18 protein-coding genes are annotated in these 20,005 nt (G+C 56.9%); 12 read left to right on the top strand and 6 right to left on the bottom strand.

The annotated features are described in order from the left end of the window. Positions 1-43 precede the first annotated feature (43 nt). The 5 genes from fdhD to ROA7450_RS16205 are packed head-to-tail and all read left to right on the top strand — an operon-like array spanning position 44 to position 3,876. Positions 44-940 (top strand): formate dehydrogenase accessory sulfurtransferase FdhD, encoded by an 897-nt coding sequence (gene fdhD, locus ROA7450_RS16225; RefSeq protein WP_085806998.1) that lies wholly within the window; start codon positions 44-46, stop codon positions 938-940. Continuing rightward, complete coding sequence (locus ROA7450_RS16220) at positions 937-1,482, top strand: YcxB family protein (RefSeq protein WP_085806997.1); 546 nt, start codon at positions 937-939, stop codon at positions 1,480-1,482. The genes fdhD and ROA7450_RS16220 overlap by 4 nt, the downstream gene beginning before the upstream one ends. Continuing rightward, complete coding sequence (gene mobA / locus ROA7450_RS16215) at positions 1,479-2,135, top strand: molybdenum cofactor guanylyltransferase MobA (protein WP_085806996.1); 657 nt, start codon at positions 1,479-1,481, stop codon at positions 2,133-2,135. The genes ROA7450_RS16220 and mobA overlap by 4 nt, the downstream gene beginning before the upstream one ends. Continuing rightward, positions 2,132-2,623: a molybdopterin-guanine dinucleotide biosynthesis protein B gene (gene mobB / locus ROA7450_RS16210; RefSeq protein ID WP_085806995.1), complete on the top strand. Its 492-nt coding sequence runs from the start codon at positions 2,132-2,134 to the stop codon at positions 2,621-2,623. Before mobA ends, mobB begins: the two co-directional genes overlap by 4 nt. Beyond that, complete coding sequence (locus tag ROA7450_RS16205) at positions 2,620-3,876, top strand: molybdopterin-binding protein (protein WP_085806994.1); 1,257 nt, start codon at positions 2,620-2,622, stop codon at positions 3,874-3,876. Before mobB ends, ROA7450_RS16205 begins: the two co-directional genes overlap by 4 nt. A 279-nt stretch (positions 3,877-4,155) precedes the next feature. Here ROA7450_RS16205 and ROA7450_RS16200 read toward each other — a convergent pair whose 3' ends face one another. Further along, positions 4,156-5,055 (bottom strand): LysR family transcriptional regulator, encoded by a 900-nt coding sequence (locus tag ROA7450_RS16200; RefSeq protein WP_085806993.1) that lies wholly within the window; start codon positions 5,053-5,055, stop codon positions 4,156-4,158. Positions 5,056-5,149: 94 nt separating this feature from the next. Between ROA7450_RS16200 and glyA the strand changes: the two genes are divergently transcribed. Beyond that, a complete protein-coding gene (gene glyA / locus ROA7450_RS16195) occupies positions 5,150-6,469 on the top strand; it encodes a serine hydroxymethyltransferase (protein ID WP_085806992.1) in 1,320 nt (439 codons plus the stop codon). Here the strand turns inward: glyA and glpD are convergent. Further along, entirely contained in the window at positions 6,441-8,057 is a 1,617-nt protein-coding gene (gene glpD / locus ROA7450_RS16190; RefSeq protein WP_085807095.1) for a glycerol-3-phosphate dehydrogenase, read from the bottom strand. The two genes, glyA and glpD, sit on opposite strands and share 29 nt — an antisense overlap. A gap of 286 nt (positions 8,058-8,343) precedes the next feature. On the opposite strand from glpD, the gene ROA7450_RS16185 reads away from it, so the two are divergent. Beyond that, on the top strand, positions 8,344-11,295 hold the full coding sequence (locus ROA7450_RS16185; RefSeq protein WP_085806991.1) for an NAD(P)-dependent oxidoreductase: 2,952 nt from the start codon (positions 8,344-8,346) through the stop codon (positions 11,293-11,295). Positions 11,296-11,393: 98 nt separating this feature from the next. Here ROA7450_RS16185 and ROA7450_RS16180 read toward each other — a convergent pair whose 3' ends face one another. The 4 genes from ROA7450_RS16180 to nth all read right to left on the bottom strand — a co-directional run bounded on the left by ROA7450_RS16180 (position 11,394) and on the right by nth (position 14,842). Further along, a complete protein-coding gene (locus ROA7450_RS16180; protein WP_085806990.1) occupies positions 11,394-12,299 on the bottom strand; it encodes a DMT family transporter in 906 nt (301 codons plus the stop codon). 592 nt (positions 12,300-12,891) lie between these two features. After that, the gene (locus ROA7450_RS21325) at positions 12,892-13,125 is read right to left on the bottom strand and encodes a hypothetical protein (protein WP_085806989.1); all 234 of its coding nucleotides are present in this window, start codon (positions 13,123-13,125) and stop codon (positions 12,892-12,894) included. 92 nt (positions 13,126-13,217) lie between these two features. Further along, complete coding sequence (locus ROA7450_RS16170) at positions 13,218-14,201, bottom strand: adenosine kinase (RefSeq protein WP_085806988.1); 984 nt, start codon at positions 14,199-14,201, stop codon at positions 13,218-13,220. Further along, positions 14,198-14,842 (bottom strand): endonuclease III, encoded by a 645-nt coding sequence (gene nth / locus ROA7450_RS16165; RefSeq protein ID WP_085806987.1) that lies wholly within the window; start codon positions 14,840-14,842, stop codon positions 14,198-14,200. The genes ROA7450_RS16170 and nth overlap by 4 nt, the downstream gene beginning before the upstream one ends. 99 nt (positions 14,843-14,941) lie before the next feature. On the opposite strand from nth, the gene ROA7450_RS16160 reads away from it, so the two are divergent. From ROA7450_RS16160 to ROA7450_RS16140, 5 genes are all read left to right on the top strand, one after another. Further along, positions 14,942-15,790: a methylated-DNA--[protein]-cysteine S-methyltransferase gene (locus tag ROA7450_RS16160; protein WP_085806986.1), complete on the top strand. Its 849-nt coding sequence runs from the start codon at positions 14,942-14,944 to the stop codon at positions 15,788-15,790. Positions 15,791-15,921: 131 nt separating this feature from the next. Next, positions 15,922-16,587: a YiaD family glycine zipper/OmpA-like lipoprotein gene (locus ROA7450_RS16155; RefSeq protein ID WP_085806985.1), complete on the top strand. Its 666-nt coding sequence runs from the start codon at positions 15,922-15,924 to the stop codon at positions 16,585-16,587. 127 nt (positions 16,588-16,714) lie between these two features. Then, entirely contained in the window at positions 16,715-17,047 is a 333-nt protein-coding gene (locus tag ROA7450_RS16150; protein ID WP_085806984.1) for a hypothetical protein, read from the top strand. Beyond that, positions 17,010-17,714 (top strand): imm11 family protein, encoded by a 705-nt coding sequence (locus tag ROA7450_RS16145; protein ID WP_085806983.1) that lies wholly within the window; start codon positions 17,010-17,012, stop codon positions 17,712-17,714. The genes ROA7450_RS16150 and ROA7450_RS16145 overlap by 38 nt, the downstream gene beginning before the upstream one ends. A gap of 542 nt (positions 17,715-18,256) precedes the next feature. Beyond that, positions 18,257-20,005, top strand: a complete 1,749-nt coding sequence (locus ROA7450_RS16140; RefSeq protein ID WP_085806982.1) for a heparinase II/III family protein — start codon at positions 18,257-18,259, stop codon at positions 20,003-20,005.

Genomic DNA, 20,005 nt, shown 5'->3' with positions numbered 1-20,005 from the left:
GCCCTAGATTGGCAAATAATCTACGCACCGGCGTAACGGTTTATTGCAGGAGGATCAATTGGCTGTTTCAGAGGATCAAAGCGATTATCTGATCGCCCCCACTCCCGGGGCCGGGCGGTTAACCCGCGCGGTCGAAGGCGTTGATCACGACGGTCAGATCACCCAGATCGCGGTGGTCGAGGAACGGCCTTTGACGATCTTCCTCAATGGTCAGGAAATAGTGACCGCCATGACCATTGGTGATTACCCCGAATATCTGGCGCTGGGATTTCTGCGTAATCAGGGCATGCTGCGTGACGGCGAAACCGTCACCAAAGTCGACTACGACGATGACCTTGAAACCGTGGTGGTCCGCACCGACAGCCAAACCACCTACGAAGAAAAGCTCAAGAAAAAGACCCGCACCTCGGGTTGCGCGGTGGGCACGGTGTTTGGCGACATGATGGAGGGGCTTGAGGGTGTTACCCTGCCGGACCTGCAGGTCAAAACCTCCGACCTCTACGCACTGGCCGCCAAGATCAACCGCACGCCTTCGCTGTACCTCGAGGCCGGGGCAATCCACGGTTCAGTGCTCTGTCAGGGAAACCGCCCGCTGGTCTATATGGAGGACGTCGGCCGCCACAACGCCGTCGACAAAATCGCCGGCTGGATGTTCGCCGAACAGGTCAACGCCGCCGACAAGGTGATGTACACCACCGGGCGGCTGACCTCGGAAATGGTGATCAAAACCGCGCTGATGGGCATCCCGGTGCTGGCCTCACGCTCGGGCTTCACCGCCTGGGGCGTGGAAATCGCCCGCCAGGTGGGCCTGACCCTGATTGGCCGCATGCGCGGCAAACGCTTTGTCTGCCTCAGCGGCGAGGAGCGCCTCCTGCGCGACGCCGACCCGACACAGGTGGCGGAAGAGGACAAGCGCTTCGGTCGGAAAGGCACGGAATGAAAGAAGCCATTTCTATCGAGTATAAGGTTACCCCAGAGTGGGAGAGTGAATTAAGAAATTTTCGAAAAAACAATGGTGTGTTGTTTTGGTTGTTCTATGTTGGAGGAAATGCTGCTTTATATTTTCTTGTCGGAATAGCGTTCGCATTGGCAGGGCATGTGTTGGTCCTGATGCTGGGCCTTCATGGAGGAGCGGGGCTAGTCGTTTTCGTCACGAGTGTTGTTTTTGCTATGGTTCTGTGCAATCGCTGGGGCCGATATGTTACGCAGCGCCAAGGGCTAACGGAACCGGATATTTACAAGATTGGATCATTGGTTTTTTACGAATTCGATGAAGATGGCTTTCGCATGCAATGTGGTGGTCAGGACTGGACAACTAAGTGGTATGTCGTTCACGAAATTGATCAGACTGATCAAACATTGATACTTCGAACACCGTTTGCTGTGATGCTGATATCTTTGGCCGCTTTTACAAATGCGCGTATTGAGCAACTCGAGAAAATCAGGAGCTGGCACGCAGTGGCACGGGGTACCCATCAATGACCCAACCGTTCGGCATCATCCTCGCAGGCGGGCAGGCGACGCGCATGGGCGGCGGGGACAAGGGGCTTTTGCCGCTTGGGGACAGCACCATTCTGGATCATGTGATTGACCGGCTGGAACCGCAAGTGGCGGGTCTTGCCCTGAACGCCAATGGCGATGCGTCGCGGTTTGCGCATCTCAATCTGCCGGTTCTACCTGACAGTATCGCGGGATATGCCGGACCCTTGGTTGGGGTGCTGGCCGGCCTCGATTGGGCGGCAGAGCAGGGGGCAGACAGCATCGTCACCGTTGCTGCTGACACGCCGTTCTTTCCCTGCGATCTGGTGCCGCAGCTTTTGCTGGCGTCCGAAGGGATGGATCATCTCCTTGCCTTGGCCGCCACCCCGCGTGCTGAGGGCGAAAAGACCAAATCGATGAGCCGCTCCGGCCTGATCCGCCATCCCACCTTTGGCATCTGGCCTGTGGCCTTGCGGGATGATCTGCGTGCTGCCCTGAATGATGGCTTGCGCAAGGTAGTGATCTGGACCGATAAACACCACGGACGCGAGGCTGTGTTCAATGACGCGGGCGATCCGTTTTTCAACGTGAACACGCCCGAAGACCTGAAACAAGCACAGGCAATATTCAACGGCGATGCTGGGGACATGAGATGAGAATATACGGCGTCGCGGGCTGGAAGAACGCGGGCAAAACCGGGCTTATGGAACGGCTGGTGAGCGAAATCACCGGGCGCGGCTTTACCGTCTCCACCGTTAAACACGCGCATCACACATTCGATGTGGATCACCCCGGCAAAGACAGCCACCGCCACCGCGTCGCCGGCGCGAGTGAGGTGCTTCTGGCCTCCAAAAACCGCTTTGCCCTGATGCATGAATTGCGCGAGGAGGATGAGCCGCCCCTCGAAGCGCTGCTCTCCAAACTCGCCCCCGTCGATCTGATCCTTGTCGAAGGTTACAAACGCGACAATCATCCCAAAGTCGAAGCCCACCGCGCCGAGACCGGCAATCCCCTGATCGCGCCCGATGACCCAACTGTGCACGCCGTGGCCAGCGATGTGCCGCTTGATCTGGATCGCCCGGTGTTTGACCTGAACGACACCAAGGCCATCGCTGATTTTGTCTTGCAGGAGGTTGGGTTGTGAGCCCCCTCAAGCCACCCCCCTTGCACGATGACTGTTTCGCGCTCCCCGCCGGGGTGGACTGGACCCCGGTCGATGACGCGCTGGCCCTATTACAAGAGCGACTGACCCCGGTGGTGGGCACAGAACACATCAGCCTTGATCAGGCGCTAGGCCGCATTCTGGCCGCGCCAGTCATCGCCAAGCGCGCCAACCCACCGCATCCAAACACCGCTGTTGACGGATACGGTTTTGCTTTCGCGAGCCTTGGCGTCGGTGATCAAGTTTTGCCCTTTGTCGATGGTCGCGCCGCGGCCGGTTTGCGCTTCGATGGAAATGTGCCCGCGGGCCATGCCATCCGCATCCTGACCGGCGCGGCTTTGCCTGATGGGGTCGATACCGTAATCCTGCAAGAGGATGTCACGTTGGGCGACGGCGAAATAGCCTTTCGAGCCGGTATCAAACCCGGGGCGAACACCCGTAAGGCAGGCGAGGATGTGCAGGCCGGCGATGAGATCCTTAGTGCAGGTCGCCAGATCACCCCCGCAGATCTGGCCCTGATGGCTTCGGCAGGTGTTGCGCAGATCGACGTCTACAAACGCCTCAAAGTGGCCGTCATCTCCACCGGCGACGAACTGGTCGAAGCAGGGGCGCAAGCTGCGCCGGGCCAAATTTATGACGCCAACCGCCCCATGCTCACAGGCCTGATCCAACAATTCGGATATGACTGCATAGACATCGGGCGGATCACCGATGACCGCGAAAAACTGCGCGCCGCCTTTGATCGTGCTGCATCTGAGGCGGATGTCATCCTGACCTCAGGCGGGGCCTCCGCCGGGGACGAGGATCACGTCTCAGCGCTCTTGAACGAAGCAGGTGCCATGACCGAATGGCGCATCGCCTTCAAACCCGGTCGCCCTTTGGCGCTGGGCCTATGGTATGATACGCCAGTGTTTGGCCTGCCGGGCAATCCGGTTGCAGCTATGGTGTGCACATTGATCTTTGCCCGCCCAGCGATGTGTCTTTTGTCGGGGCAGGGCTGGACAGAACCGCAAGGTTTCTATTTGCCCGCCACCTTTGCAAAAAACAAGAAACCCGGCCGCCGCGAATACCTGCGCGCCCGTCTGCGCGACGGCAAAGTCGAGGTGTTCAAATCCGAAGGCTCGGGTCGAATCAGCGGCCTGAGTTGGGCCGAAGGCCTGGTCGAGCTGCCAGATGGGCCTGTCAACATTCAGGAAAATGACCTCGTGCGGTACATTCCGTTCCAGAGTTTTTAGCGCGGAGGGGGAGTAAATGTCCCTCTAAGGGTATCGTTTCTCAGATAAATACCCGCATTGCGGTTCAAAGGTCAGGGAAACCTGACTTGAGCAAAACCGCTGTTATTTACATATTAGAGACGTACTATTTTACGAGTGTTCGCTGGGTGGCATTCCTTTAAAGAGTCCGGTGGTCTTATTGTTGTCATTGTTAGGCGTGGGTTCTGGCCTGTTCGCGGGCCGGAACCTTCTTATTTATATGCTTGAAATTTAAGGATAAACGAGATGTATGCTGCTGTACTATTCGTTTCCTATGCGGTGATCATTCATCAGATAGTGAGCGCAATCTGAGACCTCTTTGGGTGCGTTTTTGAGTGGTGAAGTTTCCATGATCAAGGGCTGATCGGTCTGAATGAATCCCTCGAGAGGGCGCACCAATATACCTTTTTCAAGATCCCGATTCACCAAGGCCGCATGGCCCATCAACACGCCCGCCCCCGCACGGGCATCATCAAGCGCTAGACTATAAAGTGAGTATCGCGCTTCAGTCTGCGTATTGAAAACATCAGGCCCATACTTCTTTAACCAGAGATCCCAATCGTCGGACCAACTTTCATCGTGAATTAATGTGTGATCGAGCAGATCAACAGGTTTTACAATTTGTTTGGCAACTTCAGATGTGCAGACAGGGAATATGTGATCCTCGCAAAGGATATGCTGATTCTCATCATCCGAGGTTGGGCGCATGAAGAGGCTGATATCAATCAGCTCGCGGCTCAGGTTAGGCGGGGTTTCCATCGCCAGAATTGTAAAGCGAACTTCTGGCATGGCGGCACGCAGGGCAGGCATTCGGGGAGAGAGCCAAAGCTGAGCGATGCTGGGCAGGGCGGCAATGGTGATGGTTGGCAGCGCCATCGTTGCTCGCAGCGCTCGCGTTGCGTTTCCCAAGGCGTCAAAGGCCTGCGTAAAATGTGGCAGCAGGCGTTGGCCATCCTCCGTCAGCACAACACCATGAGCCTTGCGTTGAAACAAGGGCGTTCCCGTCCAGTCCTCCAGCGTTTTGATATGCTGAGAAATCGCGCCAGGCGTGACGCAGAGTTCCTCGCTGGCCTGCGCAAAGCCACCCAGCCGTGCGGCGGCCTCAAACGCGCGAAGGGCATTCAGGGGCGGGCCCTTGGGGCGGGGCGGGGAAACTGACATTATCTAGCCTTAGTTTTTCTAAACTCAGTTCATAGATAATCTGGTTTGCGCGATTGGTCGAGAGTGTTCAATCTGCCTCCAAAGGAGAACAGCCATGACATTGACCATGCGGAACTGGGTGCCCGACCACTGCGAAACCCGCGTGCAAGAGATTGCCAGCATCACGGCGAAGGCCACCAACGCCGACATCTTGGACCGGATTGATGCGCTTGCAGAGCGCAACAAGGAGATCCACGAGCGTGAATGCTTCAACCTGAACCCGGCTACCAATGTGATGAACACCCGGGCCGAGGCTTTGCTGGCCTCCGGCATCGGCTCTCGCCCCTCGCTCGGCTACCCCGGTGACAAATACGAAATGGGGTTGGAAGCAATCGAAGAGATCGAGGTTATAGCGGCACAGATTTGCGCCGAAGTGTTCGATGCTCAGTTCGCTGAAATTCGCGTACCATCCGGGGCGATTGCAAATCTCTATGCCTTCATGACGATCTGCCAACCGGGCGATACCATCATTGTACCACCTGCCTCAATCGGCGGGCACGTCACCCACCACGGTGCTGGCTGTGCCGGGCTTTACGGCTTGAACGCCGTGCCCGCCCCGGTACAGGCCGATGGCTATACGGTGGATATCGATGCTCTGCGCATTCTGACCCAAGAAGTGCAGCCTAAGCTTATCACCATTGGCGGCAGCCTGAACCTGTTTGAACATCCCGTACGCGAGATCCGCGAGATCGCGGACAGTGTAAGCGCCAAGGTCCTGTTCGATGCCGCCCACCAATGCGGCATTATCGCAGGCAAGGCATGGAAAAACCCACTGGCTGAGGGCGCACATCTGATGACCATGAGCACCTATAAAAGCCTCGGTGGACCGGCTGGCGGGCTGATTGTCACCAACGAGGCGGATCTGGCGCAGCGTCTGGATGCGATCGCCTTTCCGGGCATGACGGCCAATTTTGATGCGGCCAAGTCAGCAGCCCTTGCCGTGTCGATGCTGGATTGGCGCGAACATGGCCAAACCTATGCGCAAGCGATGATCGACATGGCGCAGGCGCTTGCCAAGGCACTGGCTGATCTTGGCGAGCCGGTGTTTGCCACGGCTGAGGGCGTTACGCGTTCGCACCAGTTTGCGCTGGAAGCGGCCCAATATGGCGGCGGACAGGCGGCCTCCAAGAAACTGCGCACGGCCGGGTTCTTGGCCTGTGGCATCGGCCTGCCGATTGCCGAGGTTGAGGGCGATATGAACGGGATGCGGATTGGCACGCCGGAATTGGTGCGCTGGGGCATGACGGCAGAACACGCCCCACATCTGGCGCAGCTAATTTCGCAAGCGCTGCAGTCTGATACGCCCGAGGCACTGCTGCCAGAGGTGTCGGCCTGGCGGCAGAAATTCAGTGAGCTTCACTACGTTGTGAGCTAACAACGTCCGCGATGAATTTGGCGAGCGTGTCTGTCTCGGTGTGACTTAATCGGAGACCCTGACGGGTGCGCCGCCAAAGGTAATCTTCGGCACTTTGGGTCCATTCATTTGCAATGGACCAGCGCAATTCGCGTTCGCTGATGGTCGCGCCAAAATTCTGACCCAGATCCTCAACAGTTTTCGCATCGCCCAGGATATCCCAGGCTTCCAAACCATAGTGGCGGATCAGGCGGTGCGCCCACGGCTCATCCAGAAAAGTATATTCCGCGCGTAGCTCAGCCTGTAGTTTGACCACATCCTCAACCGGAAAATCGCCACCGGGCAAGGGGGCAACTTCGGTCCAGGGGCTGCGATCCGTGCGATCAGGCAGTGCCTCGTTTATCTTGATGAGAGCGGCTTCGGCGAGCTTGCGGTATGTGGTGATCTTGCCGCCGAAGACATTCAGCAACGGCGCCCCTGCGCGCTCATCAAGCTTCAACACATACTCACGTGTCACGGCCGAGGCTGAGCTCGCGCCGTCGTTATATAGTGGTCTCACACCGGAATAGGTCCAAACTACATCTTCGCTGGTGAGTGATTGCTCGAAGTACTGCGAGGCGAAGTTCAAAAGGTACTCTTGCTCTTTCTCACTGCATTCCGGCTTGGTCTCCGGGTCTGGATGGTCACTGTCTGTTGTCCCGATGAGGGTAAAGTCCTGCTCATAGGGGATGGCAAAAATGATCCGCCCGTCGGTGCCCTGAAAGAAATAGCATTTGCCATGATCAAACAGCTTCCGGGTCACGATGTGACTGCCCCGCACCAGTCGGATGTTGTCACTTGAGTTCAGGCGAGCCGTGTTCTGGATCACATCCATCACCCAAGGGCCGCCCGCATTCACTAACATCCGCGCTTTGACATGCCGTTCCTCATCGGTTGACTGATTGCGCAGAGCGATATTCCAAAGGCCGTCCTGTATTTCAGCCGAAACCGCGCGGGTATGTGTCATGATTTCTGCGCCGTGGGCGGCCGCATCACGCGCGTTCAACACAACCAGTCGCGAATCCTGTATCCAACAGTCCGAATACTCGTAGGCATGTTGATACTTCTCTTTCAGTGGCACCCCTTCGAGAGAGTTGCGCAGATCCAAAGTCTTTGTGCCGGGAAGAATCTCCCGGCCGCCCAAATAATCATACATGAACAAGCCAAAGCGGATCATCCATGCAGGGCGCCGGCCCTTCATCCAAGGCATGACACAGGACAATAGCTTCGCTGCGGGTGTGCTACTCTCGAACCGCATATCTTTGTGGTAAGGAAGAACAAATCGCATCGGCCAACTAATGTGTGGCATGTTCTGCAACAAAACTTCACGCTCTTTCAGGGCCTCTCGGACAAGGTGGACATCAAAGTACTCCAGATATCGCAGCCCACCGTGAAACAACTTGGTCGAGGCAGATGAGGTTGCCGATGCCAAATCATTCATTTCTGCCAGCGCCACGCGATACCCACGCCCGGCAGCATCACGCGCGATGCCACAGCCGTTGATCCCACCCCCTACGACGAAAAGGTCGACCACTTCTTGCTCTGCCAGAATGTTGGGGGGATTGGTCATGTCGATCATTCACTATCTGCCTCGGTGCAGACCAACTCTGTACCGAATCGTTTTACTGATTGCACTCTGGATATGTTAACGCAACCATCAGGCACGCAAATTTACATGTGACGGAAGGTCAAAAAGACAGTTTTCTTTCCAGAACCATGTTCTTAACGACAGAGAATTTCAAAAATGCGACGCATACAGTAAATTTATGTTCGCATTTCCAAACACGCTGAATATAAGGGCGCGATATCGCTAACGCGATCAATCCCGTTAGATTTTAGATGAAACGAGCCTGCCTATGACTGACCTCGCCGCCCAAAGACTTGCTTCTCTCGAAGCCACACGTAACGGCCCGCCAGCCCGCACTGTCAACCCGTTCTTCGGTGTTGGCCCGATCACCGATGTGGTCAAGGACGAGGCAGACGGCCGTCAGAACCGCTACGACTTTGATCGTTGGCTCGAGAATACGTATCGCAAGCTGGACGACACCGGCAAGGACCTTGGCCCTTTCACCACCGCCGAGATCGGCCGCTCGATGCACCGCGGTTACCCTGCGGACGCCATCCTGCTGGACATGATGCACCACATCCACCGCTACTTCGGCTTCCCGAAATCCAACCACATGGCGGTTGGTCTGGGCGGCGGCCACAGTGGTTTCACAGTGGCGATCATGCACCTGATGAACCCTAACCTCGATGGACAGAAACTGTTCGTTGACACGCCCGCTCCTGAATCCGAGGCGGCGAAAGCCGGCGGCTTCTTCCGCCAAAGCTGGGGCACCCAGATCGTCGAGATGCAGCGCTTTGCCCAAAACGGCCACGACGACAAAGTTGTTTTTGCGGGCGACGAAGGTTCGATCCCAAGCGCGGACGAGCTGGAAGCAATGGGCATCACTCTGTTTGTTGGCGTTGGCCACGAAACAACCGGTGCTACCACCTACACCGAAGAAGAAGTCAAATCGCTGCTGGAATGGCTGGACCGCGATCCACAAAACCGCCACGCGATGATCGACGCCACTTCGATGCTGGGCGCCATGCCATGGTCGCCTGAGGTCGTCGAAGGCTTCCTGACCAAATGTAACATCTTCACCCCGTTCCAAAAGGCGATCGGCGGTATCTCAGGTTACTTCCTGGCCTCCTTCACACCAGCGGCCATTCAGCTAATCGAAGACAACCAGAAAAACCCGGCATGGGCCATCGCCCGTCAGCTGAAACTGGTCGTTCCAAAAGACGCCAAGAAACCGCTGACCGGTGAGAAAACTGTTGGCCTTGGCCCGTTCTACGACCCAGAAGCCAACAAAATGATCGGCGGTGTGATCAACACCTTCTCCTCGCTGGCCTTTGCTGAAACCACATTCGGCCTGCTGCGCGTTGAAAAAATGTTCGGCTCGGTTGCGACCATGAACGAACGTTCCGCCGCCAACCGTCAGCGCATCAACGACTGGCTGGCCGGCCAAGACCTGCTGGTCGCCGGTGTGGCCAATGCCGACAAGCGCGGCGCGGCTGTAACCCTGCTGGCCGTCAACGACCCTGACATCACCGATGCAGACGTACACGCCCGCATCATCGCGCGGTCCAAACAGTTGTTGGGCTACGAGGGTCTGACCCATCCAAATGGCTGGCACGAGGCTGGCTTGGACGCCGCCCGTTATGTCAACGCCTTCCCCGGAACCCCCGGTGACTACCGCGCATGGATGGGCGGTATTCGTGACCAAGACGACATTGTCGCGCTGCTGGAAAACATTTCCTACGCTTACCTGCGCGCCAAGATCGTGGTGCTCGAAGAGCTGCTGGCCGAAGAAGGCACAACCTTTGACGCGCCAGAGGAAGCTGGTTCCAATGTCCGCAAGGATGATCCAAACCGCGCCTACCGCATCCTGATCGCCGATCTGGTCGGTCTGAAGTTCGGTGCCGATGGCGAGCCTGACCCATCCGAGGTTCAAGCCCATATCGAAGCCAATGGCGGCACCTTCACCGTTGGCGCATGGGACGGCTCAGACCTGCCAGCCGGTCAGCACTTCTTCTATCAGCCTGACCTCAGCACCAACGAAGAACTGACTGCCGCCTGCTGTGGCAACCAGTACGACGCGGTGATCGCGGCGGCGACCTTCTTCCCCGAAGGCGCAACCTTCCCCGAGGGCGGCGTGCGCATCGGTGCTGGCACCGGCAACATGGCCTGCGCTTGCTGGGGCGGCGGTGACGGTGCGGGCGGTTCTGCCCCGCTGATGAACACCCCAAGCTTCAACAGCCGTGCAACCGCACAAATGGCGATGAAGGCCCTGCTGAAGGTCCTGCCAAACCTGGACGTGGCCGACATGCATGACCGCGTTGTCAAAGGGGACTTTGATACCGGCAAGCACCTGCGCGACTATCCAACTGAAAAGCTGGAAGGCAAGCGCATGGCTGTGATCAGCTATGGCAACATTGGTCGCGAAGTGGCCAAGCTCGCCAAAGCGTTCGGCATGAGCGTTTCGATCTTTGCCCGCGAAAACCACCGCAAATGGATCGAATCCGAAGGCTTCATCTTTGCCGCAACCCCAGAAGAAGCCGCTGCAGGTGCTGACGTTCTGTCGCCCCACACCGGTCTGGGTGCCAAAGGTGCCGATGGCACATTCGCCAACGCTGGTCTGGTCGGTGCGTCCGTGCTGAACGCGCTCAATGATGGCGCGATCATCGTGAACTACGACCGTGGTGAAGTGATCGACGCCGACGCGCTGCACGCAGCGATGGACAGCGGCAAGGTCGCTTATGCGGCCATCGATGCGGACCTGTTCGTCAATGACGATGGCAGCCTGTTTGGCCCAATGGTGCCCTACCGCCCATTGATCGAAGCCTTCCCAGGCCGTCTGGAACTGCTGCCTCATGCCGCAGCGGATACCGAGCACACCTCGCGCGTCGAAGGCGCCAAGCAAGCGGTTGATCAGATCCTGTCGTGCATCCGTTATCGCCACGTCATCAACTGCAAAGGCGACGTGCCAGCAGGCTACACCAGCGGCGGCGCACAAACCGTGCCGGGCGTTGGCAAGGTCTCCGGTTCAGTTATCGCCAATGCGGCAGCTGATACCGAGGCTCTGGGCCGTCTGCGCGATGCGTCGGAAACACTGGCCGCGATTTGGGGCGCGATTGAATCCACCCGCGACCCGATCCGCCGCGCCGAACTGATCGCCAGCCACGGCGAAGCCCTAACCCTGGCCGCCAACACCCTGCGCCGCGATTGCGACGCGCTGGGCCTGAACGGTGGCTACGCCTAAGGCCTGATCGTCAGGTTCAGAATAAAGAAACCCGGCAGTACCGACTGCCGGGTTTTGTATTGTTGCGGGCAAAGTCCGCATTCCCTAGCCCACCTGTGTCACTCAGATGAAGGCATGCGTCCCTGAGGACGCTGCCCGGCCACTTCGACCACCGCCGCGCCTATGATGAGTGCACTGCCTAACACCTCGCGCCAGCCAAACGGCTCGCCGGACCATATTGCTGCGGACATTACGCCAACAAGCACATCACTCATCAGCAATATTCCAACACGACCGGGCGTCAGCAACCGTGCAGGTCCCACAGTGAGCACTAACATTGGAATAACATAAAGAGCCATGAGCAGGCCCCAAGGTAGGGCGCGAAGACCGACCGAAATTCCTGTGCCTGCCGTAAGTAACTCTGGTGCCGCAATCATGGTCAGGCCGGTGATGACCAGCGCCCCGAACACAAACGCAGCCATCTGTTCGAAGGTGGTCACATTGGTAAGTTGGTACACGCGCATCGAGCCAAAGGCCCAGGCCATGCCAGAGGCCAGCGCAAGCCAGTCACCGATGTTTCGGGGCACCGGCCAGCCATCGCCGAGACCTAAAACCACCAAAAGCCCCCCCAAGGCCATTGCAAGTGCGAACACCCGGGCAGATGTCAGCGCCTCGCCCAGAAATACCCGACCCAATAGTGTGCCCCAGATGGGGGTGAGGTAGAATAGCAAGATGGCTCGCACCACATCCGTGAACACCAGAGATGTTGAATAAAGGCTGAATGCGGCACCGGTGGCCAACCCGCAGATGGCCAAATCGAGGCTTCGATGTTTGATCGCGAACCGCCCTGAAAGGACGAGTGCGACGACCACTATGGCACATCCTAGGTAGACGATCAGGCCAGCCCACGCCCCAGGTAAGCCACGCTCTGCCAAAAAACGCAATGGCAACCAATAAAGCCCCCAAAGAGCCCCACCGATCACCAGCCCAATGCTGGCTGCAACTTCGCGGTTATGCGCGATCATTGCAGGCTATACCGCGAGGCCCTCAATGATGCATATGCCCGACGCGAAAAACACGCTTTATGAATCGAGCCATCGAAATTACAAGGGGCTGCAGGGAGTGTTGTTATTCCATCGAAAATCAAGAGCGCCCTCATCCGTTCACTCTGCTTAACCCACCCTATCCGAACTACCTAAAGTGGCGAGCTATCCTTCAACACAGTTGCGTGATCTGATTTGCGGGTCAAGCGCCTTGCGCTCACGACCAAATTTGCGCCATGCGCTTGAACCCGGACCACGCCCGGCCCTCCCCGCGGGAGGGCGTTTTGCGACGTTTCAACAAGCAATAGCTTTAGGAAAGTGGAAGCCACGGCACCCAACGCTATAGGAGTGAACGCCCACTCAGGATCGGGCGTGGTCCTAAGAGTTTGATTTTTAGATTAAACCAACCCTTCGTTTGGACGGTGGTTATACATATGGCCTGATCCATCAGGTTAAGAAATGAGAAGCCCGGAAATTTTGACTGATGCTTCTTTTTGGTTACTGGCTTCAAAAGCCTGCAAAATGCGGGAGAAGGCAGCTATTTAATTTCACAATACGAAAGTGAGGACCTCGCTTAACGCCGGGTGAACCTCCAAGCGGAAAATAGAAGCAAGACGATCCCTAATAGTGCGATGGGAGCCACCGTCTGCAAATCCGTCATTAAGCAGCAAGCATAGTAGTCTTCAAGAAATGCTTTATTCCATTCTTCGTATTCGCCGTAGGTGAATGTCACCCCCTTGCCGATCTGGAGCAATGCCCAAGCGCCTATGACCAACAGCGCTCCGAAAACTAGTGATAACGATTTCATGTGTCACACATAACTGCATTGCAGTGGTTAACAAGAAGGTGTCAGGAAAAGCATCTGCGACTATTTTCTTGTTTGACCTGAAGGGTTGCTAATCAAACCAACCCCTCATTCTTGAACAACGCCATCACATCCGCCTCGGGGCGGGCACCGTAGTGGCCGATCACCTCTGCCGCTGCAATGCAGCCCATCCGGCCAGACACCTCAAGGCTCTGACCCGTGGCCATTCCAAAGATGAACCCGGTGGCAAACTGATCACCGGCCCCGGTGGTATCGGTCGGCACAACGGCGCGCACCGGCACGGTGGTGGTCTCGCCGCCTTGGGCAATCACCACTTCCTGCCCGGACCGGGTGCAGACGATCAGACCGCTCTCGGAGGCCGCCTGTTCCAGCGCCGCGCCCAGATCCTCGGTTTGATAAAGCGATTTCCACTCGTGCTCATTGCCCAGGACAAAATCCAGATCCTTGACCAGCGCCCGGAAATCCTCGCGGTGACGGTCCACACAGAACGGATCAGACAGGGAAATCCCCGCCTTGCCGCCGCCTGCACGGCAGGCCGCTGCGGCCGCCTGAAACGCGGCTTTGCCCTTGGCCTTGTCAAACAGATACCCTTCCAGAAACAGCAGCTCCGCCTGTCCGGCGACCTCTTCCTGCACATCCTCGGGGCCGAGTTCTGTCGAGATCCCCAGATAGGTGTTCATCGATCGCTCCCCATCAGGCGAGACAAAGATCATACAGCGCGAGGTCGGCATATCGCCCGCCACCGGAGGATTAACGAAATCCGTGCCCGCATCGGCCATTTCCTTGGCATAGAACTGGCCTAGATCGTCATCGTTGACCCGGCCAATGAACCCGGTGCTCAGACCAAGCGCACCAAGTCCCGCGATGGTGTTGGCCACCGATCCACCCGCCATCTGCGTGCGGTTCTCCATCTGGCTGTAGAGATACTCACCACGTTCCTGATCGGTCAACTGCATGATGCCCTTGTCGATCCCCATGCGCGACAGAAACGCATCATCACTTTGGCTGATCACATCGACAACGGCATTTCCGATGCCAACAACTTGGTACTTGCTCATAGGTTCTTGTCCTCAAATTCACATAGGTCGCGGATCAGGCAGGTGCCGCACAGGGGTTTGCGCGCCTTGCAGTGATACCGGCCATGCAGGATCAGCCAATGATGGGCATGATGCTGAAAATCCGCCGGAATATTATCCTCAATCGCGCGCTCGACCGCGTTAACATCTTTCCCGGGGCAAATGCCAGTGCGATTGCCCACCCGGAAAATATGCGTGTCCACCGCCTGCGTTGGCATCCCCCACCACATGTTCAGCACCACGTTGGCCGTCTTGCGCCCGACACCGGGAAGCGATTCCAGCGCGGCGCGGGAATTTGGCACCTCGCCGCCATAGTCCTCCACCAAAATCCGCGACAGCTTGATCACGTTCTTGGCCTTATTGCGAAACAGACCGATGGTTTTGATATGCTCGATCAGCTGTTCCTCACCCAGATCCAGCATCTTCTGCGGTGTATCTGCAATTTTGAACAGTTCGCGCGTGGCTTTGTTCACACCCGCATCGGTCGCCTGCGCACTCAGCGCCACAGCCACCACCAGCGTATACACATTCACATGTTCCAGCTCGCCTTTAGGCTCTGCTTCTTGTTCATGAAACCGGGTAAAAATCTCGCGGATGGTATGATAATCAAGTTGTTTGGCCATGGCTGCCCCTATGCCGGGTAATTTAGCTATGCGCAACATTCGGGTCGCGTGGTGTGAGTGTAAAGCCTATTCTGCGAACATGAGACAGGAGCGCAACAGATGAATGCGGAAACACAAGAAGGTTATCATTTTCAGGTCATGCGCCGGGCCATTGATCTGATTGATCAGGGTGGACCGGGGCAGTCATTGAACGATCTGGCGGCCGAGATGAATATGAGTCCCGCACATTTCCAGCGGCTGTTCACTACATGGGTCGGTGTCTCACCAAAACGGTACCAACAGTATCTCGCGCTAGGTCACGCCAAATCCCTTCTGGATCAACGTTTTACCACGCTGGGCACAGCGCATGAACTGGGCTTGTCCGGCTCGGGCCGTCTACATGACCTCTTCTTGCGGTGGGAGGCGATGAGCCCGGGCGAATACGCTCGCAAGGGGGAGGGATTGAAGATCTACTGGGGCTGGTTCGATAGCCCCTTTGGTCTTTCATTGGTCATGGGCACCGAAAAAGGCATTTGCGGCATCGGGTTCGCCGAGGAGATGGGCGAAGAGGCGACAATGGAGGATCTGGTCTCGCGCTGGCCCAAAGCCGAGTTTATCGAAGACCCGATGATGCTGCGCCCCTGGGTGCTCACGGCCTATGGGGCCGGTGATCAAATCACCGAGAAGGCGCCGCTTTACCTGATCGGCTCAGCCCTGCAAATAAAAGTGTGGGAGGCGCTGCTTGAAATTCCCTCCGGCCACGTCACCACCTATTCCGAAATTGCCCGTGTCATCAACCGGCCCCGCGCGGTGCGGGCGGTGGGCACTGCCGTTGGCCGCAACCCAATCAGCCTGCTGATCCCCTGCCACCGCGCCCTGCGAAAAAGCGGCGGTTTGGGGGGGTATCACTGGGGGTTGCCCGTCAAACGGGCCATTCTGGCCTGGGAGTCCGCCCGGCAAGAGGCCTGATACGCTTTACCTCACGAAATTATGCGCAAGATGCCGCCGATTTCCCCATGGATTTGACTTGGGGATCGGCGGCGTTTTGCGTATGATTCACGCGATCCCGTAAAAACGGGCGTTGAGTAATGAGGCATAAAATGACCCGAGCACGTAAATCCATGACCGTCATGGCAGGTATTTCTGCATTGCTGGTGGCCGGCTGTACCGACCCTGGCCAGTTGGGTGGAACGAATCCCAATCAAAAGGCGCAAACAGGCGCAATTCTGGGGGGCCTCGTCGGCGCAGGTGCCGGCGCAGTGTTGAGTGATGACAAAACCAAAGGTGCGATCATCGGTGGTGTACTGGGTGCCGCTGGTGGCGCTGTTTACGGCAGTTATCTGGACCGGCAAGAGGCCGAGCTGCGTCAGAACCTCGATAACGAGGACATCCAGATCACCAACACTGGTGACCGCCTGATCCTGACCATGCCCGAAGATATTTTGTTCAATGTCGACAGCTCGAATATCAGCCCGGTTCTGCGCGGCGATCTGTTGACCGTGGCCCGCAGCCTGCAGGATTACCCTGACAGCACCGTTCAGGTCGTTGGCCACACCGACAACACCGGCGGCGCAGATCACAACCAGGCCCTGTCAGAGCGTCGCGCCAATGCGGTTGCTGACGTGCTGCACGAAGGTGGTGTGCCCTTCAACCGCGTCCAGACCTTTGGTCGTGGCGAAGACCAACCCGTGGCCTCGAATCTGACCGAAGAAGGTCGCGCCCAGAACCGTCGCGTCGATATCGTGATCCTGCCCAACGCGGCCTGATCTCAGTCTTCACTCGTAGGGTGGGCAATTCTTGCCCACCCTTTTTAAGCAGTAAAACAGGCCGCTACATATCCGCGTGCCGCACCTATGGGTTGTGCGCCCCTTGTGATCCGGGCATACCTATCCCATGCAGATCTTACAAACCGCCGTCTCTTCCGGCATCGACCCCGAAATCCTCAAAAAGATCGTCGCCATGCGCGCGCAGGTGCACCTGAAAGCCGATGTATGGGCGAGCGGCGAGATCAACTGGCTGCTGGACATGATCGCACCCGATCAGAAAACCACCACCAGCGTGATTGCCAATTTCAAACAGGTGATCAAAGATGGCGACCTGCGCCTGCACCCGATCATCTCCCGGTTGGTGGATGCCGAAACACTGCAGAAGATGGGGCGAAACCGGCCTCTGCAAAGGATGTGCTGCAATGATCTGGTATTTAAAAGAAGGTGTCGGCCCGAATGATCCCAAAGACAGCGGTCGCAGTACCGACATTGATCCCTTGGATGAAGATTGGAAACATATCCAACCGATGGATTGGAGTATCGACATTGGGAAATCCAAGTTATCTGTCACGGAAGTCTGGCAATCAGGGCGGCATTTGGACCCAACTAATCTCCCAACGCGATTGAAAGTGACGGTATTGCGAGGCCGCACAGATCTGCCTGCACTCTACGAGGACTATGTGGATTGGGGTGGGGGGCAACGACAGCTGGCCTCTGAAGCCTTCCGTGATGTCGTCGAAGCGTATGACCCGGGCATTCATCAATTTGTGCCGGTGCAGGTCGAAAACAGCAAAGGTGAGCCGGTTGAAAAGCAGTACTTCTGGTTTGCACCGGGGCATCGGATTTTTGCAATGAATGCGGAAAAAACCGAACCGCCGATGAAGATGTACCCGGAAGGCCCAACTTTGGTTAATCCGCATTCCGATAGGCTCCCCGGATTTTACAGCCCCAGACCGCCGGTAGAGGCGTGGAAACCTGTGTTTCACCTAGATAGAATCGGTGACCGCGATCTGTTTTGCGATGGCGAATACCCGCGTAAAATATTCATATCGGATCGGTTGAAACAGGCATTTGAGGATGCTGGTTTGATTGGGGCCTGCGGGCGCGGCCAGATCTTGGCCGAGTGATTTTTCACCGCGAAATTATAAAAATTTTTGAAGGTTTGGGTTATGTGGACAACATTCAGCGAGCCGTAGGGTGGGCAATTTTTGCCCACCGCTGTCCTCACCATGTGCGTAAACGACTGTTGTGAAACACTTGGTGGGCAAAACTGCCCACCCTACGGGTCATTCGCCAAAATCGTTCGCATAATCCTGTGCCATCCATTCCGGATCAACTTGCCCGCATCGATTGTCACGGCGGATCGATGAATGCAGCCAATCCACCGCCCTCGTGACTAATCTGTGCTCGACCGGGTTGCTCCATGTCGGCGGATACGACGATAGTCCGACAAACGGCATCATCACTACGCTATGGTTGATAATGCGTTGACCGAGGGGTGGGCAGGAATTGCCCAACCTGTTGGGCTTCGTTTCGATTTATGTACAAAACCCACGTACAACTTGTACAAACTTATCGCGCTCAAAACTGCATCATTCCGTGACTTGGGTTTTCCTCCCGGATATGCTGTTATCTGGAACGCCGCGAAGAGCGTGCAGAGGCCGGGTCAATGACATACTCCGATAATCTGTCTATCAATTGGGCGCGCTGGATGAACCGTCTGGCCGCGCGGCGTGTGACGCTGTCCCGCCCGGCGACGGGGTTCGTGTCGCAGCCTGAACCGCGCACGATTGGCAGCTTTGCCAAGGGGCGTCAGCTGATCTCGGGGAATTTTCTGTTTGCTGGGCACCTACTGCAGGGGGCGGGTCAAAGCCTGTGGGATGTTGCCTCCCCGGATGAGAGTTTTTCGACAGAATTACAAGGGTTTATCTGGCTTGATGACTTGGCAGCCGTTGGCGATACAGCGGCGCGCAAAGTTGCGCAAGACTGGCTGTGGCAATGGATTGCTCTCTATGGTCACGGGGCCGGGTCCGGTTGGACGCCTGAGCTGACTGGGCGCCGTCTCATCCGTTGGATCAACCACGCGATTTTTCTGCTTCGGGGGCAAGAAGCGGAGCGATCAACACAGTTTTACCGCTCCCTTGGGCAGCAGACTCTCTTCCTTGAACGTCGCTGGCGCGCATCACCTCCCGGTCTACCCCGGTTTGAGGCGTTGATCGGCCTGATCTACGCCGGTTTGTCGCTTGAAGGAATGGAAGGGCAATTGCCTACTGCGTTGAAAGCATTGGCAAAAGAATGCAACGTGCAAATTAGCGAACAAGGTGGCATTCCGACCCGCAACCCCGAAGAATTGCTCGAAGTGTTCACTTTGCTGAACTGGACCGCGATGGCCCTGCACGAGGCTGGCAAAACCCCCAGCGATGCGCATCGGGCTGCCATTGAGCGGATCGCGCCCACCCTTCGCACCCTGCGCCACGCTGATGGAAGCCTTGCCCGCTTTCATGGCGGGGGTCGAGGATTAACCGGGCGTTTGGACCATGCTTTGGCGGAAAGCGGCGTCAAACATGGCCAGCCTATGGGTCTATCCATGGGGTTTGCACGCTTATCCGCTGGCCGAACCAGCATCATCATCGACGCCGCCGCCCCGCCCAAGGGAAAGGCCTCGACCGAAGCCCATGCCTCGACCCTTGCGTTTGAACTTACATCCGGCCGCAGACCATTGATTGTGAATTGCGGCTCTGGTCGCAGTTTTGGCAGCCAATGGCGTCGAGCGGGGCGCGCAACACCTTCGCATTCGGCACTTGTGATGGATGGGCATTCCAGTTCGCGTTTGGGGTCAACCGATGAAAATCGTGATTGGTTAACGCAAGTACCAATGCGGGTACCGGTAGCAATCAACCCCGCACCGGATGGGATCAGTTTCGAAGGCCAACATGACGGATATAGGCAGACTCATGGCTTGATTCACCGCCGCAAGCTGGAGGTCGTGTTTGACGGCAGCGGCATCGTAGGGGAGGAAACGCTCTTTATCCCCTCGGATCAGGACAAGCGTGTTTTTGATAAACAAATGGACGCGCGCAATCTGTTGGGAATCAATTTCGATATCCGGTTCCACCTGCATCCGGATGTCGAAGCCTCGCTGGATATGGGAGGCACTATGGTGTCGATGGTGCTCAAGAGTGGCGAGATGTGGCTGTTTCGAACTGATAGCGCCTGTCAATTAAAGCTAGAGCCCAGTGTTTATCTGGAAAAACACCGATTAAAGCCGCGTGCGACGAAACAGGTTATTCTATCTGGTCGCGCAATGGAGTATGCGAGCCGCATAAGATGGTCATTGGCTAAGCCCGAAGATGCACCCGTCAGCATTCGCGATCTGGTGCAGGACGATTTGGATGGTCTGACTGATCTTGAAAATTGA

This window comes from Roseovarius albus, from assembly GCF_900172335.1.
GTDB lineage: Bacteria > Pseudomonadota > Alphaproteobacteria > Rhodobacterales > Rhodobacteraceae > Roseovarius > Roseovarius albus.
This window is presented reverse-complemented; position numbering and strand designations above follow the sequence as displayed.